Annotated in this window: 22 protein-coding genes; 14 read left to right on the top strand and 8 right to left on the bottom strand. The window is 64.7% G+C overall.

The genetic code is table 11. The features are described 5' to 3' along the window. Positions 1-4: 4 nt before the first annotated feature. The 11 genes from nuoK to G3N62_RS15070 all read left to right on the top strand — a co-directional run bounded on the left by nuoK (position 5) and on the right by G3N62_RS15070 (position 10,295). The gene (nuoK, locus tag G3N62_RS15120; protein WP_006478272.1) at positions 5-310 is read left to right on the top strand and encodes an NADH-quinone oxidoreductase subunit NuoK; all 306 of its coding nucleotides are present in this window, start codon (positions 5-7) and stop codon (positions 308-310) included. Positions 311-327: 17 nt separating this feature from the next. Next, complete coding sequence (gene nuoL / locus G3N62_RS15115) at positions 328-2,382, top strand: NADH-quinone oxidoreductase subunit L (protein ID WP_034190808.1); 2,055 nt, start codon at positions 328-330, stop codon at positions 2,380-2,382. An 18-nt stretch (positions 2,383-2,400) separates the two neighbouring features. Next, positions 2,401-3,891 (top strand): NADH-quinone oxidoreductase subunit M, encoded by a 1,491-nt coding sequence (locus tag G3N62_RS15110; protein ID WP_021162817.1) that lies wholly within the window; start codon positions 2,401-2,403, stop codon positions 3,889-3,891. A 36-nt stretch (positions 3,892-3,927) separates the two neighbouring features. Next, positions 3,928-5,382, top strand: coding sequence for an NADH-quinone oxidoreductase subunit NuoN (nuoN, locus tag G3N62_RS15105; protein WP_175028768.1), 1,455 nt, complete (start codon positions 3,928-3,930; stop codon positions 5,380-5,382). Beyond that, positions 5,382-5,678: a DUF2818 family protein gene (locus G3N62_RS15100; RefSeq protein WP_034190810.1), complete on the top strand. Its 297-nt coding sequence runs from the start codon at positions 5,382-5,384 to the stop codon at positions 5,676-5,678. Before nuoN ends, G3N62_RS15100 begins: the two co-directional genes overlap by 1 nt. 40 nt (positions 5,679-5,718) lie before the next feature. Then, a complete protein-coding gene (locus tag G3N62_RS15095; protein WP_034190811.1) occupies positions 5,719-6,309 on the top strand; it encodes an NUDIX hydrolase in 591 nt (196 codons plus the stop codon). Between the two features lie 136 nt (positions 6,310-6,445). Next, positions 6,446-6,868, top strand: coding sequence for a DUF1178 family protein (locus tag G3N62_RS15090; RefSeq protein ID WP_034190812.1), 423 nt, complete (start codon positions 6,446-6,448; stop codon positions 6,866-6,868). A gap of 104 nt (positions 6,869-6,972) precedes the next feature. Further along, the gene (locus G3N62_RS15085; RefSeq protein ID WP_124670623.1) at positions 6,973-8,169 is read left to right on the top strand and encodes an acyl-CoA dehydrogenase family protein; all 1,197 of its coding nucleotides are present in this window, start codon (positions 6,973-6,975) and stop codon (positions 8,167-8,169) included. Positions 8,170-8,188: 19 nt separating this feature from the next. Continuing rightward, on the top strand, positions 8,189-9,322 hold the full coding sequence (locus tag G3N62_RS15080; protein WP_124670624.1) for an acyl-CoA dehydrogenase family protein: 1,134 nt from the start codon (positions 8,189-8,191) through the stop codon (positions 9,320-9,322). A gap of 38 nt (positions 9,323-9,360) precedes the next feature. After that, positions 9,361-9,822, top strand: a complete 462-nt coding sequence (locus tag G3N62_RS15075) for a MaoC family dehydratase (protein WP_034190838.1) — start codon at positions 9,361-9,363, stop codon at positions 9,820-9,822. Then, complete coding sequence (locus G3N62_RS15070; RefSeq protein WP_034190815.1) at positions 9,819-10,295, top strand: MaoC family dehydratase; 477 nt, start codon at positions 9,819-9,821, stop codon at positions 10,293-10,295. The genes G3N62_RS15075 and G3N62_RS15070 overlap by 4 nt, the downstream gene beginning before the upstream one ends. 46 nt (positions 10,296-10,341) lie before the next feature. On the opposite strand, the gene G3N62_RS15065 is transcribed toward G3N62_RS15070, so the two are convergent. Together G3N62_RS15065 and G3N62_RS15060 are read right to left on the bottom strand one after the other, a co-directional pair. Next, a complete protein-coding gene (locus G3N62_RS15065) occupies positions 10,342-11,034 on the bottom strand; it encodes a glutathione binding-like protein (protein ID WP_034190816.1) in 693 nt (230 codons plus the stop codon). Positions 11,035-11,274: 240 nt separating this feature from the next. Further along, on the bottom strand, positions 11,275-12,066 hold the full coding sequence (locus tag G3N62_RS15060; protein WP_124670625.1) for an enoyl-CoA hydratase: 792 nt from the start codon (positions 12,064-12,066) through the stop codon (positions 11,275-11,277). Positions 12,067-12,268: 202 nt separating this feature from the next. Between G3N62_RS15060 and G3N62_RS15055 the strand changes: the two genes are divergently transcribed. After that, positions 12,269-12,925 (top strand): glutathione S-transferase, encoded by a 657-nt coding sequence (locus G3N62_RS15055; RefSeq protein WP_124670626.1) that lies wholly within the window; start codon positions 12,269-12,271, stop codon positions 12,923-12,925. A gap of 41 nt (positions 12,926-12,966) precedes the next feature. Here the strand turns inward: G3N62_RS15055 and G3N62_RS15050 are convergent, their stop codons facing one another. Together G3N62_RS15050 and G3N62_RS15045 are read right to left on the bottom strand one after the other, a co-directional pair. Continuing rightward, on the bottom strand, positions 12,967-14,139 hold the full coding sequence (locus tag G3N62_RS15050; protein WP_124670627.1) for a pyridoxal phosphate-dependent aminotransferase: 1,173 nt from the start codon (positions 14,137-14,139) through the stop codon (positions 12,967-12,969). 33 nt (positions 14,140-14,172) lie between these two features. Further along, positions 14,173-14,670, bottom strand: coding sequence for a putative toxin-antitoxin system toxin component, PIN family (locus G3N62_RS15045; RefSeq protein WP_034190820.1), 498 nt, complete (start codon positions 14,668-14,670; stop codon positions 14,173-14,175). A gap of 57 nt (positions 14,671-14,727) precedes the next feature. Here G3N62_RS15045 and yaaA point away from each other — a divergent pair, with 57 nt between their 5' ends. Next, positions 14,728-15,510 (top strand): peroxide stress protein YaaA, encoded by a 783-nt coding sequence (gene yaaA, locus G3N62_RS15040; protein ID WP_034190821.1) that lies wholly within the window; start codon positions 14,728-14,730, stop codon positions 15,508-15,510. Positions 15,511-15,646: 136 nt separating this feature from the next. After that, positions 15,647-16,801: a M14-type cytosolic carboxypeptidase gene (locus G3N62_RS15035; RefSeq protein ID WP_124670628.1), complete on the top strand. Its 1,155-nt coding sequence runs from the start codon at positions 15,647-15,649 to the stop codon at positions 16,799-16,801. An 82-nt stretch (positions 16,802-16,883) separates the two neighbouring features. Here the strand turns inward: G3N62_RS15035 and G3N62_RS15030 are convergent, their stop codons facing one another. The 4 genes from G3N62_RS15030 to G3N62_RS15015 form a co-directional block, all read right to left on the bottom strand. Further along, positions 16,884-17,534, bottom strand: a complete 651-nt coding sequence (locus G3N62_RS15030) for a hypothetical protein (protein ID WP_049028785.1) — start codon at positions 17,532-17,534, stop codon at positions 16,884-16,886. 139 nt (positions 17,535-17,673) lie between these two features. Further along, on the bottom strand, positions 17,674-18,348 hold the full coding sequence (locus G3N62_RS15025; RefSeq protein ID WP_034190824.1) for an energy-coupling factor ABC transporter permease: 675 nt from the start codon (positions 18,346-18,348) through the stop codon (positions 17,674-17,676). A gap of 75 nt (positions 18,349-18,423) precedes the next feature. Next, the gene (locus G3N62_RS15020) at positions 18,424-19,260 is read right to left on the bottom strand and encodes a response regulator transcription factor (RefSeq protein ID WP_034190825.1); all 837 of its coding nucleotides are present in this window, start codon (positions 19,258-19,260) and stop codon (positions 18,424-18,426) included. Positions 19,261-19,472: 212 nt separating this feature from the next. Then, on the bottom strand, positions 19,473-20,690 hold the full coding sequence (locus G3N62_RS15015; RefSeq protein ID WP_034190826.1) for a DUF2863 family protein: 1,218 nt from the start codon (positions 20,688-20,690) through the stop codon (positions 19,473-19,475). Positions 20,691-21,244 lie beyond the last annotated feature (554 nt).

The following is a 21,244-nucleotide window of genomic DNA, read 5'->3' as shown; positions in this document are numbered from 1 at the left end:
AATCATGCTGACTCTTGCTCACTACCTTGTGCTCGGCGCGATCCTGTTTGCGATCGCGATCGTCGGGATCTTCCTGAACCGCCGCAACGTCATCATCATCCTGATGTCGATCGAACTGATGCTGCTGGCGGTGAATACCAACTTCGTCGCGTTCTCGCATTACCTCGGCGACGTGCACGGCCAGATCTTCGTGTTCTTCGTGCTGACCGTCGCGGCAGCGGAAGCCGCGATCGGTCTTGCGATTCTGGTGACCCTGTTCCGTAAGCTCGACACGATCAATGTCGAGGATCTCGATCAGCTCAAAGGTTAATTTCAGGCAACGCTGTTATGTCAACGACACTCAATGAAAACCTGCTGCTGGCGATTCCGCTCGCTCCGCTGGCCGGCTCGCTGATTGCGGGGCTGTTCGGGAACGCAGTCGGGCGCAAGGGCGCACACCGGATCACGATCCTCGGCGTGATGATCGCGTTCCTCCTGTCGGCGAAAGTCTTCCTCGACGTGATGGGCGGCGCAAGCTTCAACGCGACCGTCTACGAATGGATGAACGTCGGCTCGCTGAAACTCGAAGTCGGCTTCCTCGTCGATTCGCTGACCGCGATGATGATGGTCGTCGTGACCTTCGTCTCGCTGATGGTGCACGTGTACACGATCGGCTACATGGCGGAAGAAGACGGCTACCAGCGCTTCTTCTCGTACATCTCGCTGTTCACGTTCTCGATGCTGATGCTCGTGATGAGCAACAACTTCCTGCAGCTGTTCTTCGGCTGGGAAGCGGTGGGTCTGGTGTCGTACCTGCTGATCGGCTTCTACTTCACGCGTGAGAGCGCGATCTACGCGAACATGAAGGCGTTCCTCGTGAACCGCGTGGGCGACTTCGGCTTCCTGCTCGGCATCGGCCTGCTGCTCGCGTTCGCCGGCTCGATGAACTACGGCGAAGTGTTCGCGAAGCGCGCGGAACTCGCGAGCCTGCACTTCCCGGGCACCGACTGGGGCCTGCTGACCGTGGCCTGTATCTGCCTGTTCATCGGCGCGATGGGCAAGTCGGCACAGTTCCCGCTGCACGTGTGGCTGCCGGACTCGATGGAAGGTCCGACGCCGATTTCGGCGCTGATTCACGCGGCGACGATGGTGACGGCCGGTATCTTCATGGTGTCGCGCATGTCGCCGCTGTTCGAGCTGTCGGATACCGCGCTGTCGTTCATCACGGTGATCGGCGCGATCACGGCGCTCTTCATGGGCTTCCTCGGCATCGTCCAGAACGACATCAAGCGCGTGGTCGCGTACTCGACGCTGTCGCAGCTCGGCTACATGACCGTCGCGCTCGGCGTGTCCGCCTACCCGGTCGCCGTGTTCCACCTGATGACGCACGCGTTCTTCAAGGCGCTGCTGTTCCTCGGCGCCGGCTCGGTCATCATGGGCATGCACCACGACCAGGACATGCGCAACATGGGCGGCCTGCGCAAGTACATGCCGATCACGTGGATCACGTCGCTCGTCGGTTCGCTCGCGCTGATCGGCACGCCGTTCTTCTCGGGCTTCTACTCGAAGGATTCGATCATCGACGCGGTGAAGCTGTCGCACCTGCCGGGTTCGGGCTTCGCGTACTTCGCGGTCGTCGCGAGCGTGTTCGTCACGGCGCTGTACTCGTTCCGCATGTACTTCCTGGTGTTCCACGGCGAGGAGCGCTTCCGCAAGCCGAAGCATCCGGAGTCGCCGATGGGCATGGCGGCCGCGCATGGCCACGACGATCACGGCCATGGCCACGGTCATGACGACCACGCGCACGAGCCGCACGAGACCCCGTGGGTCGTGTGGGTGCCGCTGGTCCTGCTGGCGATCCCGTCGGTGATCATCGGTGCGATCGCGATCAGCCCGATGCTGTTCGGCGATTTCTTCCAGCATGGCGTCGCCTTCGACAAGGTGATCTTCATCGGCGAAAACCACCCGGCGCTCGCCGAGATGGCCGAAGAGTTCCACGGCTGGGTGGGCATGGGCCTGCACTCGGTGTCGGGCCTGCCGGTTTGGCTCGCGCTCGCCGGCGTCGTGGTCGCCTGGTTCCTGTACCTGAAGCGTCCGGAACTGCCGGCGTCGATCCGCCGCGCGTTCGGCCCGATCTACACGCTGCTGGACAACAAGTACTACCTGGACAAGATCAACGAAGTGGTGTTCGCCCGTGGTTCGGTGGCGATCGGCCGCGGCCTGTGGAAGGAAGGCGACGTCGTGGTGATCGACGGCCTCGTCAACGGCAGCGCCCGGTTCATCGGCTGGTTCGCCGGCGTGATCCGCTTCCTCCAATCCGGTTACATCTATCACTACGCGTTCGCCATGATCATCGGCATGCTGGGGCTCCTGACCCTGTTTGTAACGCTCGGCGGCAAATAAGGCGAGGGGACAAGAACAATGCACGCTTTTCCGATTCTCAGTACCGCGATCTGGTTGCCGATCGTTTTCGGCCTCCTGGTACTCGCGGTAGGTAACGACAAAAATCCGGGGACGGCCCGCTGGATCGCGCTGATCGGCTCGCTGCTCGGTCTCGCGGTCACGATCCCGCTGATCACGGGCTTCGACTCGAGCACGGCCGCGCTGCAGTTCGTCGAGAAGTCGACCTGGATCGAGCGCTTCGACATCGCGTATCACCTCGGCGTCGACGGTATCTCGATGTGGTTCGTCGTGCTGACCGCGCTGATCACGGTGATCGTCGTGATCGCCGCGTGGGAAGTGATCACCGAGAACGTCGCGCAGTACCTCGCGGCGTTCCTGATCCTGTCCGGGATCATGATCGGCGTGTTCTCGGCGGCCGACGGCCTGCTGTTCTACGTGTTCTTCGAGGCGACCCTGATCCCGATGTACATCATCATCGGCGTGTGGGGCGGCCCGAACCGCGTGTACGCGGCGTTCAAGTTCTTCCTGTACACGCTGGCCGGCTCGCTGCTGATGCTGGTCGCGCTGATCTACCTGTACACGGAAACGCACTCGTTCGACCTCGCGACGTGGCAGAACGCGAAGATCGCGATGACGCCGCAGATCCTGTTGTTCATCGCCTTCTTCCTCGCCTTCGCGGTGAAGGTGCCGATGTGGCCGGTGCACACGTGGCTGCCGGACGCGCACGTGGAAGCGCCGACGGGCGGCTCGGTCGTGCTGGCCGCGATCATGCTGAAGCTCGGCGCCTACGGTTTCCTGCGCTTCTCGCTGCCGATCACGCCTGACGCGAGCCACTTCCTGGCACCGGTCGTGATCACGCTGTCGCTGATCGCGGTGATCTACATCGGCCTCGTCGCGATGGTGCAGGCCGACATGAAGAAGCTGGTCGCGTATTCGTCGATCGCGCACATGGGCTTCGTCACGCTCGGCTTCTTCATCTTCAACCAGCTCGGCGTCGAAGGCGCGATCATCCAGATGATCTCGCACGGCTTCGTGTCGGGCGCGATGTTCCTCTGCATCGGCGTGCTGTACGACCGCGTGCACTCGCGCCAGATCGCCGATTACGGCGGCGTCGTCAACGTGATGCCGAAGTTCGCGGCATTCGCGATGCTGTTCTCGATGGCCAACTGCGGCCTGCCGGGTACGTCGGGTTTCGTCGGCGAGTTCATGGTGATTCTCGCGGCCGTCCAGTACAACTTCTGGATCGCCTTCGGCGCGGCGTTCACGCTGATCCTCGGTGCGGCCTACACGCTGTGGATGTACAAGCGCGTGTACTTCGGCGCGGTGGCGAACGATCACGTTGCCAAGCTGAAGGACATCGGCCGTCGCGAATTCCTGATGCTGGCCGTGCTCGCCGCGTTCACGCTGCTGATGGGTCTTTATCCGAAGCCTTTCACGGACGTGATGCACGTTTCCGTGGAAAACCTCCTCTCCCACGTCGCGCAGTCGAAGCTGCCGCTGGCCCAGTAATCGCGAGCGGAGGAAACCAAGATCATGAATGCTCCTATGAATGTCCTGTTGCCTGACGCGCTGGTGATGGCCGCCATCGTCGTCGCATGGCTGAACGACACCTTTACCGGTGCTTCCGGCCGCCGCCTGACCTATCTGATCGCGGTCGTTTCGTCGGTCGTCGCGGGCGTGTGGTTCGCGGTGCAGGCACTCGACCCGCAGCAGTACTACTTCTTCTCGAAGATGGTCGTCGTCGACTCGTTCGCGAGCACGATGAAGGCCGTCGTGTCGTTCGGTTTCGCGGTCTCGCTGGTCTATTCGCGCAAGTACCTCGAAGATCGCGACATGTTCCGCGGCGACGTGTTCCTGCTCGGCATGTTCTCGCTGCTCGGCCAGCTGGTCATGGTGTCGGGCAACAACTTCCTGACGCTGTACCTCGGTCTCGAACTGATGTCGCTGTCGCTGTATGCCGTGATCGCGCTGCGCCGCGACGCCGCGCAGTCGAGTGAAGCCGCGATGAAGTACTACGTGCTGGGCGCGCTCGCGTCGGGCTTCGTGCTGTACGGCATCTCGATGCTCTACGGCGCGACCGGCTCGCTCGAGCTGGGCGAGGTGTACAAGGCCGTCGGCGGCAACACCGACGCAGCCGTGCTGATGTTCGGCGTGGTCTTCATCGTCGCCGGTATCGCGTTCAAGCTGGGTGCCGTGCCGTTCCACATGTGGGTGCCGGACGTCTACCAGGGCGCACCGACCGCGATGACGCTGTTCGTCGGCGGCGGCCCGAAGGTTGCCGCCTTCGCGTGGGGCCTGCGTTTCCTGGTGATGGGCCTGCTGCCGCTCGCCCAGAACTGGCAGACCGCGCTCGTGATCCTCGCCGCGCTGTCGCTGATCGTCGGCAACATCACCGGTATCGTCCAGCGCAACATCAAGCGGATGCTCGCCTACTCGGCGATCTCGAACATGGGCTTCGTGCTGCTCGGCCTGCTCGCGGGCATCGTGAAGGGCGACGCGGCGGCACCGGCGAACGCCTACAGCTCGGCGATGTTCTACGCGATCGTCTACCTGATCACGACGCTCGGCTCGTTCGGCGTGGTGATGCTGCTCGCACGCCGCGATTTCGAAGCGGAAACGATCGACGACTTCAAGGGCCTCAACAAGCGCAGCCCGGTGTTCGCGTTCGTGATGATGGTCATGATGTTCTCGCTGGCCGGCATCCCGCCGACCGTCGGCTTCTATGCGAAGCTGGCCGTGCTCGAGGCGACCGTCAACGCGGGCCTCACGTGGCTGGCCGTGCTGGCCGTGATCACGTCGCTGTTCGGCGCGTTCTACTACCTGCGCATCGTGAAGCTGATGTATTTCGATGCACCGCAGGATTCGACGCCGATCACGGGTGATTTCTGCAAGCGCACGATCCTCGTGCTGAACGGCCTGGCGGTCGTCGTGCTCGGCCTGATTCCGAGCCCGCTGCTGACGGCCTGCCTGCAGGCAATTCGTCACACGCTGCCGCTGTAATGTCGGCAGCCGGCTGGTTTATCGTGCTGTTGGCGCTCGTATGCGCCAACCTCCCGTTCCTGAACCAACGCCTCTTCGCCGTCGTGCCGTTCGGCGCGGCGAAGAAGAGCGCGTGGGTGCGGATCGGCGAGCTGATCGTGCTGTATTTCATCGTCGGCGCGCTCGGCTTCTGGCTCGAATCGCGTGCCGGCAACCGCTTTGAACAGGGCTGGCAGTTTTACGCGATCACGTTCAGTCTGTTCGTCGTGTTCGCGTTCCCCGGCTTCACGTTCCAGTATCTCGTCAAACGACGCTGACGGCCCCCGGCCGTCCGTCGTGCTCATCCAGGAGCCGCCGATGGCCGAACTACCCAATCACGACGCCGCACTGACCGAAACCTGCCTCGAGAGCGAGGCGATTTTCGAAGGCGCGTTCCTCAAGCTCAAGCGCGACACCGTCCGTCTGCCGGACGGCAAGAAGGCCACGCGCGAATACGTCCAGCATCCGGGCGCGGTGATGGTGATCCCGCTGTTCGACGACGGCCGCGTGCTGATGGAAAGCCAGTATCGCTATCCGATCGGCAAGGTGATGGCCGAATTCCCGGCCGGCAAGCTCGATCCGGACGAAGGCGCGCTCGCGTGCGCGGTGCGCGAACTGCGCGAGGAAACGGGCTACACGGCGCGTGAATACGTGTTCCTGGCCCGCATTCACCCGATCATTTCCTATTCGACCGAATTCATCGACCTGTACCTTGCGCGCGGGCTGACGGCCGGCGAGCGCAAGCTCGACGAAGGCGAATTCCTCGAGACCTTCACCGCGACGCAGGCCGACCTGCAGGAGTGGGTGCGCACGGGCCAGATCACCGACGTGAAGACGATCATCGGCATGATGTGGCTCGACAAGGTGCTGTCCGGCGCCTGGCCGCTCGGGCCGGTCCTGACGCCCTGAGCGTCGCGCCAACGGCGAGCGGGGCGCCGCGTTACAATCCGGTGACGCGGTGCATTCGTCCCGCGCGATCGGGATTTAGCACGATCGTTCACAAAACCGCAATTTGCGCTACACTCGTCACACGCCCTGATTCAGCATGAAGGTCCTCGATTTACAGTGCCCGCACGGTCATCGGTTCGAAGGCTGGTTTGCTTCCGCCGATGAATTCGAAGCGCAGTTGTCCCGCAAGCTGGTCGAATGTCCGGTGTGCGGAACGACCGAGGTCAACCGTCTGCCGTCGGCGCCGCGCCTGAACTTGTCGGGCGCGACGCAGGCCCGGCCGGCCGATCCGCGTGCGCTGCAGGCGCAGGTGATGCGTGCGCTGCGCGAGGTGCTGGAGAAAACCGAGAATGTGGGCGAGCGCTTCGCCGAGGAAGCGCGGCGCATCCATTACAACGAGGCGCCCGCACGCAGCATTCGTGGCGTCACGACGCCGGAAGATGCGCAATCCTTGGCCGAAGAAGGCATCGACGTGATGCCGCTGCCGATTCCTGCCGCGCTGAAAGAACCGCTGCAATGACGCATGCAGCGGATCCTTGCCGGGGCGGACGGCCGCGGCGAGCGTCTGCATGAGACCGGAGCAACCGCTGAAGCGCGCACTCCGGCCGACAGGAGACACTGCGCATGGATCTGGATTATTCCCCCGCCGACGACGCGTTCCGCGTTGACGTCCGCGCCTGGCTCGAGGCCAACCTGCCTCACGCGCTGCGCGCCAAAGTACTCGATCACAAACGACTCGACCGCGAGGATTTCGCGAGCTGGCACCGGATTCTCGGCCAGCGCGGCTGGTCCGCGCCCGCGTGGCCCGTCGAATACGGCGGCCCGGGCTGGAGCGCGACGCAGCGACACATCTGGGATGAGGAGTGCGCGCGGATCGGCGCGCCCACCGTGCTGCCGTTCGGCGTGTCGATGGTCGCACCGGTGCTGATGAAGTACGGCAGCGAGGCGCAGAAACGCCACTATCTGCCGCGCATACTCGACGGTTCCGACTGGTGGTGCCAGGGTTACTCGGAGCCCGGTTCGGGGTCCGATCTCGCATCGCTGCGCACGCGCGCCGAGCGCCATGGCGACCACTACGTCGTCAACGGCCAGAAGACCTGGACGACGCTCGGCCAGCACGCCGACATGATGTTCTGCCTCGTCCGGACCGATCCGGCCGCGAAGAAGCAGGAGGGCATCTCGTTCCTGCTGATCGACATGAAGACGCCCGGCATCACCGTGCGCCCGATCGTCATGCTCGACGAGGACCACGAGGTCAACGAAGTGTTCTTCGAGGACGTGAAGGTGCCGGTCGAGAACCTCGTCGGCGACGAGAACCGCGGCTGGACCTACGCGAAATACCTGCTCGGCCACGAGCGCACCGGCATCGCACGCGTCGGCGCGTCGAAACGCGAGCTCGCGTTCCTGAAGCGCGTGGCGTCGAACCAGCGCAAGAACGGCAAGCCGTTGCTCGCCGATCCGGTATTTGCCGCGAAGGTCGCGGCGCTCGAAGTCGAGCTGATGGCGCTCGAGGTGACGGTGCTGCGTGTCGTCAGCCGCGAGACGAGCGGCAAGGGGCCCGGCCCCGAGGCATCGATGCTGAAGATCAAGGGCACCGAGGTGCAGCAGGCGCTCACCGAACTGATGGTCGATGCGATCGGCCCGCTCGCCGCGCCGTTCGACGTGCCGTTCCTCGACGGCGAGCGCGAGCACAGCATCGCGGGCGACGACGATGCGGCGCCGCTTGCCGCGTACTACTTCAATTACCGGAAGACGTCGATCTACGGTGGCTCGAACGAGATCCAGAAGAACATCATCGCGCAGATGATTCTGGGGCTGTGATCAGGGAACGGAGACAACCATGGATTTCAGCTTTACCGATGAGCAGCAGCAGTTCGCCGACGCGCTGCGCCGGTATCTCGGCGAGCAATACGGCTTCGACGCGCGTCAGGCGATCGTGCGCGGCGACACGGGTGTCTCGGACGCGCAATGGCGCGCATTCACCGAACTGGGGTTGACCGCATTGCCGGTGCCCGACGCCCAGGGCGGCTTCGGCGGCGGTCCGGTCGACATGCTGGTCGTGATGCAGGAGCTCGGCCGCGCGCTCGTGATCGAGCCGTACTGGGCCACGGCGGTCGGCGTCGAGGCACTGCGCATCGCCGGCTCCGGCGCGGGCGACGATGCCGCGTTGCTGGAGGCGGTGGCGCAGGGACAGAAACGGCTGGCGGTTGCGTTTCATGAGCCGCAGGCGCGCTACGATCTGTACGAGCTCGACACGCATGCGCGCGAGCACGGCGGCACGTACCGGCTGACCGGCATCAAGTCGGTCGTTCAGCACGGCGCACAGGCGCATGCGTGGATCGTGCCCGCGCGTGTCGATGGCGGCGGCATCGGCCTGTTCGTCGTCGAACGCGACGCGGCGAACGCGAAGGTGACCGACTACCGGACGATCGACGGCCAGCGTGCCGCGACGATCGAATTCAACGCAACGCCGGCCCGGCTGCTGACGGGCGGTGCGCGCGACGCGGCGGCGCTCGAGCAGGTTGCCGATTACGCGACGTTCCTGCTGTGCGCGGAAGCGGTCGGCGCACTCGACGAGCTGAATCGCGCGACGGTCGAATACACGAAGACGCGCGAGCAGTTCGGCGTGCCGATCGCGCGTTTTCAGGCACTGCAGCACCGGATGGTCGACATGCTGATCCATGCGGAGCAGGCGCGCTCGCTGACCTATCTGGCGGCGGTGCGCTACGGGAGCGGCGACGCCGATGCGCGGCGCAAGGCCGTGTCCGCCGCGAAGGCACGTGTCGGCGCGGCCGCGCGTTTCGTCGGCCAGCAGGCCATTCAGTTGCATGGTGGCATGGGCGTGACCAACGAGGTCGCTGCCGCGCATTTGTTCAAGCGGCTGACGATCATCGAGACGACGCTCGGCGACACCGACCATCATCTTGCCCGGATCGCGGCGCTGCCCGATTTCGCGCAGGCCGACGCGGCATGACGGCGACGCGCGAGCGCGCCAGACAAGGAGACTTGCAAGTGGGTATCAGTTACGAAGACCTGGTGGTCGGCAGCACGACCGAAGTGGGCCGCTACACGTTCGAGCCCGACGACATCAAGGCGTTCGCGCAGCGCTACGATCCGCAACCGTTCCATCTCGACGAGGCGGCCGGGAAGGCATCGCATTTCGGCGGCCTCGTCGCGAGCGGCTGGCATACGTGCTCGGTGTTCATGAGCCTGCTCGTCCGGAAGCTCGGGCCGGATTCGACCAGCATGGGCTCGCCGGGCATCGACTCGATCCGCTGGCTCAAGCCGGTGCGGGCCGGCGACACGATCACGATGTACCAGAAGGTTCACGACAAGCGCGTGTCGGAGAGCAAGCCCGACCGCGGCATCGTGTCGACGGAGTGGGTCGGCGTGAACGAAGCCGGCGAGACGGTGATCAGCGTGCATACGAAGGTGCTTTTCGGGCTGCGCCATCCGGGAGGGGCGAGCGCATGACGGACGTGACCTTGCCGCTGATCGCGTCGGCCGAGGCGTTGCAGGCACGGGTCGGCGCGGAGCCGCTCGCGAGCGGCTGGATCGCGATCGACCAACATCGCGTCGACGGTTTCGCCGACGCGACCGGCGATCATCAATGGATTCACGTCGATCCCGAGCGCGCCCGACGCGAGTCGCCGTTCGGCGGACCGATCGCGCACGGGTTCCTGACGCTGTCGCTGATTCCCGCGTTGATGACCGATGCGATGCGCTTCGAGCAGAAGATGGGCGTGAACTACGGGCTGAATCGCGTGCGATTCCTGAAGCCGGTGCCGGTCGGTGCACGCGTGCGTGCGCTGTTCGCGGTGAAGGAAACCGCCGGCGCCGCGCAGGGCGGGGTGCAGGTGACGTGGTCGGTGTCGATCCAGGTCGAGCGTCCCGATGCGCCGCTGCTGGTGTGCGCGGCGGAGTTCATCACGCTGCACTACTTCTGACGCGCGGGGCGGCAGGCACGCTTGCCGCCCCGTCCGTCCCTGCGTGTCAGTGCTTCGCGTACTGCGTCGCGCCGAACAGCACTTCGCGAGCCTTGTCGTCCTGCAGTGCCTTGCGCATCGACGCGAGCACCTCGACGCCGCGCTGCACGGCGGGTCGCGCGGCGATCGCGTCGTACCAGCGCTTCACGTTCGGCAACTCGTCGAGCACGATGCCCTGGTTTTGCCACGAACGCGTCCACGGGAACGTCGCAATGTCTGCGATCGTGTACGCGTCGCCCGCGAGATATTCGGATTCGCCGAGGCGTTTGTCCATCACGTTGTACAGGCGTTTCGCTTCGTTCGTGTAGCGGTTGACCGCGTATTCGATCTTCTCCGGCGCGTACAGGCGGAAGTGGTGCGCCTGCCCGAGCATCGGGCCGACGCCGCCCATCTGGAACATCAGCCACTCGAGCGTTGCATAGCGCGCGGCCGGATCGGTCGGCAGGAACTTGCCGGTCTTCTCCGCGAGATAGATCAGGATCGCGCCCGATTCGAACAGCGAGATCGGTTTGCCGCCGGGACCGTCCGGATCGACGATGGCCGGGATCTTGTTGTTGGGGCTGATCTTCAGGAAGTCGGGCTTGAACTGGTCGCCCGCGCCGATATCGACCGGATGTGCACGGTATGCGAGGCCCGTTTCCTCGAGCATGATGTGCACCTTGTGGCCGTTCGGGGTCGCCCAGCTATAGACGTCGATCATCGTCAACTCCTCGGTTGCATGCGCGAAAACGGCGCCGGGGGCGCCGCGACAGGCGGACATTAGAGCATGGATCGACGCGGGCTGCTGGCGACGGAAACGTGCCTGCCGATGCGTGTGCGCAGGCGGCGTGAAGCGCGCCGCCGACGTCGGGCGCGACGTGCGTCAGTGCATTTCTTGCGCGGTATCGAGCGCCGTTACGACCGGGCGGCGTCGCGTCGTCACGAGAGAAGGCTGGCTCGATCAGCGCTTGTAACGCGGCTGGCGTTTCTCGAGAAACGCGGTGATGCCTTCGAGCCCGTCCGCATGATGCAGCGACGCGACGAAATGATCGCGCTCGGTACCGAGATGCGGTTCGAGCGATTGCGTCGTCGCATCGTCGAGCAGCGACTTGATGCGTGTGAGGGCGTTCGGCGAGATGCCGGCGAGTGCGTCGGCCCACGCGAGCGCGTCGGTCAGTGCCGCGCCGGGCACGGCGAGCCGGTTGACGACGCCGAGCGCATGCAGGCGTTCGGCCGTGACCGGCTTGCCTTCGAACAGGAGTTCGGCCGCCATCGCGCGCGGCAGTGCGCGCGCGAGGAACCACGAACCGCCGCCGTCCGGCGTGAGGCCCACACGCGCATACGACATCACGAATTTCGCGTCGTGCGCGGCGACGATCAGGTCGCACGCGAGCGCGAGCGAGAAACCCGCGCCGGCCGCGGCGCCTTCGACGGCTGCGATCACCGGTTTCGTCGACGCGCGGATCGCCGTGACCCAAGCGGCGAGCTGGTCGATGCTGTCGGCCTGGTAGGACGGATCCTTCGAACGGTTCTCGAGCAGCCGGTTCAGGTTGCCGCCCGCGCAGAAGAAGCGATCGGCACCGGTCAGGACGACTGCGCGAATCGCGGAATCGCGATCGGCGGTGGCAATCGCCTCGATGCCGGCCGCGTACATGTCGGGATGCAGCGCATTGCGCGCGCCGGGATTGGACAGCGTGAGGACGAGCGTCGAATCGCTCTCGGGCGGACGCGAGGCCAGCAGTTCAGCACTCATGCGAGCGTGTCTCCATCGGATGGCGGGGCGGCTGCGCCGCGCATGTTGCGCGAACAGCCGGAATGGCTGCCGCAGCGGATGTAATGTTGTCGTGACGAACGCAAAACTTGCTTTAGACTAGCACGAACGTGCTTTTCGGCGCGACGAATCTCGATGCGGCCGGCACCGTTACGGCCGCGCTTCAGCAAGGAAGGAGACCTTGATGCTACAGCTGTGCGGTATGCCGTTGTCCAACTATTACAACAAGGTGAAGTTCGTGCTGCTCGAGCACGACATTCCGTTCGAGGAGTCGGTGTGCGGTTTGCCGATCAGCGATCCGGCCCGGCTCGTCGATTCGCCGCTCGGCAAGATTCCGTTCCTGAAGACCGAGGAAGGCGCATTGTTCGAGTCGCAGGCGATCGTCGAATATCTGGCCGCGCGCTATCCCGAAAAAGGCATTTTCCCGGCGAGTCCGTTCGCGGCCGCGAAGGTGCGCGAACTGGTCGAGACGCTCGAGCTGTATCTCGAATGGGTGACGCGCGAGGTCTATACGGAGGCATTTTTCGGCGGCAAGGTCAGCGACGGGACGAAGGCGCACGTCGAGAAGCGCCTGCCGCGAGCGATCGATGCGTTCAAGCAGATGACGCGGTTTTCGCCGTATGTGCTCGGCGAGACGTTCGGCCTCGCGGACATCGCCGCGTGGGTTCATCTGCCGGTCATCGGGATGGCGACGAAGGCGATATTCGGGCGCGATTTCCTGCTCGACGCCGGCATCGACTGGAAGGCGCACGCGAAGCAGGTCGGCGAGCGTCCGGCCGCGCAGCGCGTGGCCGCCGAGCGCAAGGCATATATCGAAGCGACGCGCGTCGCGCGCTCGTAAGCGCGGTTCCGGCAGGGCGGCGGGGGCCGCCCATGCGGGGTTTACAGGCGGGCGAGCCGTTCGAGCGCGGACGCGAGCGTGCTTTCCTGCTTCGCGAAGCAGAAGCGTACGACGCCCGATTCATGCGGCTCGTGATAGAACGCCGACACCGGAATGGCGGCCACGCCGATCTCCGACGTGAGCCACTTCGAGAATTCCGCCTCGGGCAGGTCGCTGATCGCCGAGTAATCGACGCACTGAAAGTACGTGCCCGTGCACGGCAGCAGCTTGAAGCGCGTGCGCTCGAGGCCCGCACGGAAGAAGTCGCGCTTCTTCTGGTAGAAACCGGCCAGCGACAGATACGGTGCCGGGTCGCGCAGGTAGTCGGCGAGCCCGATCTGCATCGGCGTGTTCACCGTGAAGACGTTGAACTGGTGGACCTTGCGGAATTCCGCGGTCATCGCGGCAGGCGCCGCGACGTAGCCGACCTTCCAGCCTGTCACGTGATAGGTCTTGCCGAAGCTCGACACGATGAAGCTGCGTGCGGCGAGTTCCGGGTAGCGCGCAACGCTTTCGTGGCGTGCACCGTCGTAGACCATGTGCTCGTACACTTCGTCGGACAGGATCAGCACGTTGGTGCCGCGCACGATGTCCGCGAGCTTGCGCATGTCCGCCTCGCGCCACACGGTACCCGTCGGGTTGTGCGGCGTGTTGATCAGGATCATTCGCGTTTTCGGCGTGATCGCGGCCGCGAGGCGGTCGAACGGGATCGCATAATCGGGCGCCTCGAGCGTGACGAACACGGGCTTGCCGCCCGCGAGCTCGATCGACGGCAGGTAGCTGTCGTAGGTCGGTTCGACGACGATCACTTCATCGCCCGGATGCACCGCGCACAGGATCGCCGTCAGCAGCGCCTGCGTCGCGCCGGCCGTCACCGTGATCTCGGTGGCCGGATCGTAGCGCCGGCCATAGACCTGCGCGATCTTGTCGGCGATCGCGTCGCGCAGCGGTGCGACGCCGGCCATCGGCGGATACTGGTTGTGCCCGTTGCGCATCGCGGTCGCGACCGCATCGACGATGCGCGGATCGCAATCGAAATCCGGGAAGCCCTGGCCGAGGTTCACCGCGCCTTTTTCGGCGGCAAGCGCGCTCATGACCGTGAAGATCGTCGTGCCGACGTTCGGCAGGCGCGAGGGGAAAACGGGAGTCGTTGGCATGTCTGAAGGAGCGTTCATCGATACGGTCGGATTCGGGTGGTGCGGCGCAGGTCAGGCCGGCGTGGTCGTCGTGTCCGGTGCGGCGTCGAGCGCGCAGGCCTCGGCAAACGGCGCGGGCTGCGCGATCCGGAAGCCGAAGTCGCGTGCGGTGCGCTTCGCGAGTTTCAGCAGCGCGCGGTCTTTCGATACGAGCCACTCGGCCTGCGCGGCGCGGGCAAGTTCGAGAAACTTCTGGTCGTCGCGGTCCTTGCACTTCGGCAGCGGCGGCGCGTCGGCGTCGACAGGCGGCGGCTCGACGAGGCTCGCGAGGCGGGCGACGGTCGCGAGTGCGGCCGCCTTGTCGATCGCGCGCGACTGGAACTGCGGATAGTCGAGCACGTATTCGAGCTCGGTCAGGCAGCGGCCGTCGATCACGGCGGCAAGCGCGCCGCTTTCCAGCGCGGCCCGGATCGGGCGCGTAGCGGGGTCGTCGAATACGAGGATGTCGATCCAGACGTTCGAGTCGAGCACGACGCGGTGCGCGGCGTGCGGGGCGAGAGAGCGGGTCATTCGTTACAATCGGTGGTTTTCGTCTGACCGCAAGGCACGGCGTGCCAGCGAGCCTCTATGATAATCGTTCTCTCTCCAGCCAAATCCCTCGACTACGATACGCCCGCGCACGTCCAGTCTTACACGAAGCCTGCATTCGTCGACGACGCGTCCGAGCTGATCGACGGCCTGCGCAAGCTGTCGCCGCAGGACATCGCGACGCTGATGGATATCTCCGATCCGCTTGCGCGCCTGAATTTCCAGCGCTATGCCGACTGGTCGCGGTCCTTCACGCCGGCCAATGCGAAGCAGGCCGTGCTCGCGTTCAACGGCGACGTCTATGAAGGTTTCGACGCGAAATCGCTGTCGTCGGCCGATCTCGACTATGCGCAGCAGCACGTGCGTGTGCTGTCGGGCCTGTACGGATTGCTGCGTCCGCTCGACCTGCTGCAGCCGTACCGGCTCGAGATGGGCACGCGCTTCGCGAACGCGCGCGGCAAGGATCTGTACGCGTTCTGGGGCGACCGCATCACGCGGGCGCTGAACGAGCAGCTCGAGACGCGCAGCGGCGCGGCGCGTGTGCTGGTCAACTGCGCGTCGACCGAATACTTCAAGTCGGTCAAGCCGAAGCTGCTGGCCGCGCCGGTCGTCACGCCGGTGTTCGAGGACTGGAAGGGCGGCCGCTACAAGATCATCAGCTTCCATGCAAAGCGCGCGCGCGGGCTGATGGCGCGTTTTGTCGTCGAGAACCGGATTGCCGACCCGAAGGCACTGAAGGATTTTGCGACGGAAGGCTATGCGTTCGACGCGGCTGCGTCGAACGATTCGACGTACGTATATCGCCGGCGAGTCGGCGAGTGACCCGGCCGGCCGTTCACGAGACGGCCGGCACATGCATGAGGCCCGGCGCGCGGCATACCGTGCGTTCGGCCGCCCGCTTTACATGGGACCGGTGCGAGCGTCAAAGCGCTCACGCCGATCGACAAAGGAGAGACAGATGGCCCTTTCGATCACCAGCAATTTCGACGCAGGCGCGATCGACGTCGTGTCGTGCGACAGCCCCGACGCGATCCGGCTGCGCGTGCGTGGCGACAATCGCTCGGAATTCGCGCAATGGTTTTACTACCGGCTGACGGGCGCGCGCGGCGAGCGGTGCGTGATGACGTTCGAGAACGCGGCCGAATGCGCGTATCCGTCGGGCTGGCGCAACTACCAGGCGGTGGCGAGCTACGATCGGGTCGACTGGTTTCGCGTGCCGACGACGTTCGACGGCAAGACGATGACCATCGACCATACGCCGGAGTTCGACAGCATCTACTACGCGTATTTCGAGCCGTATTCGGAAGAGCGTCATGCGGCGTTTCTCGGCGCGGTCCAGCAGCTGCCGCAGGCGAGCGTCGTCGAACTTGGCCGTACGGTCGAAGGCCGTCCGATGTCGCTGCTGACGCTCGGCACGCCGGAAACCGGCGACGCGCCGAAGAAGAAGGTATGGATCATCGCGCGCCAGCATCCGGGCGAGTCGATGGCCGAGTGGTTCGTCGAGGGCCTCGTCAAGCGGCTGGCGGGATGGGGCGACTGGGCTGGCGATCCGGTCGCGCGCAAGCTCTACGATCGCGTGACGTTCCACATCGTCCCGAACATGAACCCGGACGGCAGCGTGCATGGCAACCTGCGCACCAATGCGGCAGGCGCGAACCTGAATCGCGAGTGGATGGCGCCGGATGCCGAGCGCAGCCCCGAAGTGCTGGCCGTCCGTGACGCGATCCATGCGATCGGCTGCGACATGTTCTTCGACATTCACGGCGATGAGGATCTGCCGTACGTGTTCGTCGCCGGTTCGGAGATGCTGCCGAGCTTTACCGCGCAGCAGGGCAAGGAACAGGCCGCGTTCATCGACGCGTTCAAGATCGCGAGTCCCGACTTCCAGACCGAGCACGGCTATGCGGCAAGCAAGTACAAGGAAGATGCGCTCAAGCTGGCGTCGAAATACATCGGCCACCAGTTCGGTTGCCTGTCGCTGACGCTCGAGATGCCGTTCAAGGACAACGCGAACCTGCCCGACGAGCGCGTCGGCTGGAACGGCGAGCGCAGCGCGGCGCTTGGCGCGGCGATGCTGGCCGCGATCCTGGTGCACGTCGACACGTTCGCGTAAGCGTATCGTCGTCATATGAAAAAAGCCGGGGCATCACAGGATGCCCCGGCTTTTTTGCGTCTGTCGTTGCCGCTCGGTCGTATCAGGACTTCTTCGCGGTTTTTTTCTTGACGGCTTTCTTCTGGCCGCTCGATTTCTTCGTGGTCACGGCCTTCTTGCCGGTGCGGCCCGATGCCTTCGCCTTGGCCTTGCCGCGGTGCGACTTGCCCTTGAACTTCTTCGTCGACGACGAGCGTTCCACGCGCGGCTTCAGCGGTGGGACGGGGTCGTTCCAGCTGAACGCGAGCATTTGCTGGCCGACATAACCGCAACGGAATTTCAGCGGCGTCGGGTCGCTGCCGTCGCTGTGAATGCCTTGCCCGTCGACCGTGACGATGTTGTCGACCTTCACGCGCTGCTTGCCCTGGTCGAACGAGTCGTTCCACGGCGTGATCGTCGCGTTGCCGCTGTCGAATGCGTTCGGCGCGAAGTCGACGCGGTCGAACGCTGTCGAGGTACTGGCGATGAAGCTGCCGTGCGCCGCACAATCGGCGGCGAGCGGATCGGCATGCATCTCGTTGACGAATTTGTTGATCAGTTCGGAGCGCTGGTCGAGCAGGTCGGCGAATGCCGGTGTGGGAAGCGCAAGCGACAGGCCCGCGATACAGGCTGCCAGCTTGCCGAGCGCCCGGAAAATCCGGAGCGAGGCAGGTGAGCTGTCCATCTGGTTATTGGTGAGGAGCGAATGAGACATCGGGCTCCTATAGATGCCCGATGAAGAACAGGAGTTCAATCTTAGCGTAAAAAAGTTGTGCGGCAGTAGACGGCCTGTTCTGCCGCGCCGCGGAAGAGGCGTGCGGCATGCGTGGACGGTGTGTGAATCCGGAGGAAATTCAGGCGCGCGGGCCGCCGAGGCGATAGCGCCGGACGTCGAAGGTCGTGACCCACGCAGGGCGGTAGACGGCGATGAGTGCCGTCGCCATGCCGGTGAACCACGCTTCGCCGAGCGCGAGCAGCGCGGTGTTCAGCAGATAGCCGGCCGGAATGACGACGGGCACGCCGTCCGCGAGCGCGAGCTGGACACCGGCCGCCGCTGCGGCGACTGCGACGATCGCGATAGCCGGCGACAGGAACCCCTGCCCGGTGATGAACGATGCGAGGTTGTGCGGCAACCACGCGAGCGCGGCGCGCTGCAGCAACGCCGACACGGCGACAGGGAGCGCCCCGTAGATCAGATAGGTCAGGCCAATGCCCTGCCACGGCGCGTCGAAGATGATCGCGGCAACCGCCGTGACGGCGCCCATCGCGATCAGCGCGAGTGTCCAGTCGAACAGTGTGACGAGCAGCGTGGCGCCAAGCAGATGCATGACGATGCCGTCTTCGAGCCAGGCATTCGATGCCCAGAGGACCGAAATTGCGGTGACGAGCGCGAGCCACACGTGCTGCAGCGTGGCATCCTGCAGGCGTACGAACGGGCGATTCCAGATCGCGAGCGCGAGCAGGGCCGCGGCGGCGATCCAGCCACCGATGCCAACCCAGAGCGGAAGCGGTGTGAAAAGAAAACCCATGCGTTCATATTACTCGTTGAGCATCAAAGGTGGGAATCCACACATACCGACCGTCGCAATATCGAGACTGTTTGCCTAGCGCCCGCGCCGGAACCGTGCCGGTGGCTCGGCGGCGAGTGGCAGGTCTTGCGTGCCGGCGTTTACGGCCGGCAATGGGTACGGATGGTCGTTCCGTTGTGCACGCAGCGGAACCGGACCGCGTTCGCCGATGTTCGGTTTGCGTGCGCGGTTGCGGTTCGCCAGCAGCACCTCGAGGTGCGGCGAGAGCCAGCCGTTGTAGATCGCGACCGCGGCGGCGCGGTTTGCGGCACCGAGCTGCTGGAAGATGCTGGCGAGGTGGATCTTCACGGTGCCTTCGCTGATGCCGAGCGTCCGGGCGATCATCTTGTTCGTGCTGCCCATGTGGACGAAGCGCATGATCTGCGCTTGCCGCGGCGACAGGAGGCCGCTGGGCGGGCGGCGGGGAAGCGATCCGGCAAGCGTCTGGAAATGGGCATCGTGGCGTGCCGCGGCCACGGAGGGCAGCAGACTCAGCGCGCTCGGCGGAATGTAGTGGCCGCCCAGCAGCACGATCTCGAGCGCCCGCACGATCAGGTGCGGCCGCGTGGAGTGCGGGATCACGCCCGCGACACCATGGTTGAAGAAGCGCTGGACGGCATCGGGTGGCGCTTCGTCGACCAGCACGGCGGCCGGTGTCGGCGAGCACGCGCTGCAGATCGCCTGAAGCTCGCCGAGCCGGCCTACGTCGAGCCAGTCGATCGCGACGAGGTCGAAGCGCTGGGCACGCAGCAGGCGGCGCGCCTGGAAACTGTCGGGCGCATCGTTGATGCTGGCGTGACGGTCGATCTGCCGCAGCAGGGCCTTCAGTCCATCACGCCGCTCGGCGTCTGAATTGAGCATCAGGAACCGCATATTCAATCTCCGTTAGGTTGAGTCATTGATTGCTGTCGGGCATGCGTTGATTCCGATCATGACAAAGACCTTACACGATGTCTGCTAGGCTGAAAGGCTTAGGAGTTGTCCGAAATTTCGGGCGGAAAAGGATCGGACAAGAAAAAAAGCCGCTCCGGCGGGAACCGGGAGCGGCTTCGGACCGACAGGCCGTGGCGGCCTGCGGCGTCGGATCAGTGGAAGTGCGGCTGGGCGGGCGATGCGTCTTCCGGCATTTCCGCATGGACGATTTCGCCGAGCGGATCCGCGTAGAGCGGCACGCCGCAGTCGTCGCAGTATTCCGGTTCGAAGCGGCCCGCGTGCCTGCGGACGTCGGTTACGCCGCATTCCTTCAGCAGGCTCACGATTTCCTCGAGCGGTCCTTCCATCGGCGCTTCGTCTTCGAGCGTCGCGTTGTCGATCGACACGTCGCCGTTTTCGCGGCCGTACAGCGGCCAGACGACGCCGTAGATCACGTCGTTGCTGGCGCGCCGCGTGAAGCCGACGCGATACTCGTCGATGCGGCGTTCGCCGAAGCCGGCGACCACCGCGCGCAACTCCTGCGGCGCCGCACCAAGTGTGTCAAACAGATAACGAATGGCCGTTCGTACCGTGTGCGGACGGATACGCTCGTCCGCATCGCGGCAGGCCGAGTAGTACGCGTCCGGAAGCAGGCATTCGAATTCGCAGCCGGGCAGGGCGATCGACAGGTTCGGGCCGCCCTGGGCCGTCCACTGCTCGAGACACTGGCCGCGTTCGATCCGGCTGCCGTTCTCCTCTTCCTGCCAGCGGAACAGCGGCGCGCCGGCAGGCGCGGCGACGACCGCAAGGAGGAAGCGGGGATCGGCCAGGATCGGCGACGTTTCGGGCAGGTCGCCGAAGCCCAGTTTGGGCGTGTGCTGGCCGATCGCCGCATGCGCGAGCTGCTGCGCAAGGCGGTAGGTCTCGACGTGGTGCCGCGGCAGCTGGTCGATGCTGTAGAGGAACGGCGCCAGCCCGACGAGCGTGCCGTTCGCGAGGACGTGTGCCTGCAGGTGCGTTCGCAGCGCGTCGGTAACGTCGCCCTTGAGCGGACCCGACGGAATCATGTAGCGCGTCCACGCGAGCACCGGAACCGCGACCAGCAGCGCATCGTACGGCTGGCCGTCGTGCTCGATCACCATCGACTCGCTGTGCGTCTCGGCCATGTCGGCCAGTGCACCGTACGCATCGGGGTGATTCTGCTGAAGATGATCGAGTGCTGCGTCTAGCGTGGTCTGGTTGCCGTTGCGGACAATCTTGGCGAGCAGCGCATCGAGCTTCGCTTCCCAGAAGCGATCCTCGATGCGGCTGCCCGAGGCGAAGAGCGCAAGCGACAGACCGACCAGTTTGTCGGCATCGGGGGGGAGGCGTTTGGCGATTCGCTGGCGCATATTAAAGACGTATATAGAAAGAGGCGAAGAACCTCACATTCTAGTCCGTTCTGTGCACCATAAGCGGTCTCGTGCCGGGACATGCGTGGCGGGCCGAAATGCGGCTTTCGTAGAAAAAGTTGCGTCGAGCCCCTTGCGCGATTGCCGACGGGTGCATAGAATCACGCCTCTTTCGCGCTCACGGAAACGCGGCGCGGAAGGAAGGGAAGCAGTGCGGTTGAGGCCCGGCAGGAACGGCCTCGGCGGTACGGAAGTTGAACCCCGCGGTCGCAACGACGTAGTGCAAAAAGTTGTTGACGAGCTGCGAAACACGGTTCATAATCTCGCTTCTCTGCTGCTGAAAACGCGGCGCTGCCGGGAAACACGATGTTCCTCGCAGATTGCTCTTTAAAAATTAACAGCCGATAAGTGTGGGCGCTTGATGGCGGCGAGCTGATCCTCGGATCAGATAGCGAAAGTATCAAGAGTCTCACACTAAAGTAAGTCAGGTTTATGAAGTGATTCATATTCCTGTCAGCTTTGAGTGAGCGACCGGTTCTTAACCGAACCGAAAA

The sequence above is a fragment of the Burkholderia sp. Tr-20355 genome (assembly GCF_017104685.1).
Classification (GTDB): domain Bacteria; phylum Pseudomonadota; class Gammaproteobacteria; order Burkholderiales; family Burkholderiaceae; genus Burkholderia; species Burkholderia seminalis.
The sequence above is the reverse complement of the archived record's forward strand: the minus strand, read 5'-3'. Positions and strand labels throughout refer to the sequence as shown.

Excerpts from the sequence above, each read along its gene's own strand:
- G3N62_RS15090 (WP_034190812.1), top strand. The coding sequence starts at position 6,446 with ATGAAGGTCCTCGATTTACAGTGCCCGCACGGTCATCGGTTCGAAGGC.
- nuoN (WP_175028768.1), top strand. The coding sequence starts at position 3,928 with ATGAATGTCCTGTTGCCTGACGCGCTGGTGATGGCCGCCATCGTCGTC.
- G3N62_RS15065 (WP_034190816.1), bottom strand. The coding sequence starts at position 11,034 with ATGATCGACGTCTATAGCTGGGCGACCCCGAACGGCCACAAGGTGCAC.
- G3N62_RS15025 (WP_034190824.1), bottom strand. The coding sequence starts at position 18,348 with ATGGGTTTTCTTTTCACACCGCTTCCGCTCTGGGTTGGCATCGGTGGC.
- G3N62_RS15015 (WP_034190826.1), bottom strand. The coding sequence starts at position 20,690 with ATGCGCCAGCGAATCGCCAAACGCCTCCCCCCCGATGCCGACAAACTG.
- G3N62_RS15095 (WP_034190811.1), top strand. The coding sequence starts at position 5,719 with ATGGCCGAACTACCCAATCACGACGCCGCACTGACCGAAACCTGCCTC.
- G3N62_RS15030 (WP_049028785.1), bottom strand. The coding sequence starts at position 17,534 with ATGTCTCATTCGCTCCTCACCAATAACCAGATGGACAGCTCACCTGCC.
- G3N62_RS15110 (WP_021162817.1), top strand. The coding sequence starts at position 2,401 with ATGCACGCTTTTCCGATTCTCAGTACCGCGATCTGGTTGCCGATCGTT.
- yaaA (WP_034190821.1), top strand. The coding sequence starts at position 14,728 with ATGATAATCGTTCTCTCTCCAGCCAAATCCCTCGACTACGATACGCCC.
- nuoK (WP_006478272.1), top strand. The coding sequence starts at position 5 with ATGCTGACTCTTGCTCACTACCTTGTGCTCGGCGCGATCCTGTTTGCG.
- G3N62_RS15080 (WP_124670624.1), top strand. The coding sequence starts at position 8,189 with ATGGATTTCAGCTTTACCGATGAGCAGCAGCAGTTCGCCGACGCGCTG.
- G3N62_RS15035 (WP_124670628.1), top strand. The coding sequence starts at position 15,647 with ATGGCCCTTTCGATCACCAGCAATTTCGACGCAGGCGCGATCGACGTC.
- G3N62_RS15070 (WP_034190815.1), top strand. The coding sequence starts at position 9,819 with ATGACGGACGTGACCTTGCCGCTGATCGCGTCGGCCGAGGCGTTGCAG.
- G3N62_RS15060 (WP_124670625.1), bottom strand. The coding sequence starts at position 12,066 with ATGAGTGCTGAACTGCTGGCCTCGCGTCCGCCCGAGAGCGATTCGACG.
- G3N62_RS15055 (WP_124670626.1), top strand. The coding sequence starts at position 12,269 with ATGCTACAGCTGTGCGGTATGCCGTTGTCCAACTATTACAACAAGGTG.
- G3N62_RS15050 (WP_124670627.1), bottom strand. The coding sequence starts at position 14,139 with ATGAACGCTCCTTCAGACATGCCAACGACTCCCGTTTTCCCCTCGCGC.
- nuoL (WP_034190808.1), top strand. The coding sequence starts at position 328 with ATGTCAACGACACTCAATGAAAACCTGCTGCTGGCGATTCCGCTCGCT.
- G3N62_RS15020 (WP_034190825.1), bottom strand. The coding sequence starts at position 19,260 with ATGCGGTTCCTGATGCTCAATTCAGACGCCGAGCGGCGTGATGGACTG.
- G3N62_RS15100 (WP_034190810.1), top strand. The coding sequence starts at position 5,382 with ATGTCGGCAGCCGGCTGGTTTATCGTGCTGTTGGCGCTCGTATGCGCC.
- G3N62_RS15085 (WP_124670623.1), top strand. The coding sequence starts at position 6,973 with ATGGATCTGGATTATTCCCCCGCCGACGACGCGTTCCGCGTTGACGTC.
- G3N62_RS15045 (WP_034190820.1), bottom strand. The coding sequence starts at position 14,670 with ATGACCCGCTCTCTCGCCCCGCACGCCGCGCACCGCGTCGTGCTCGAC.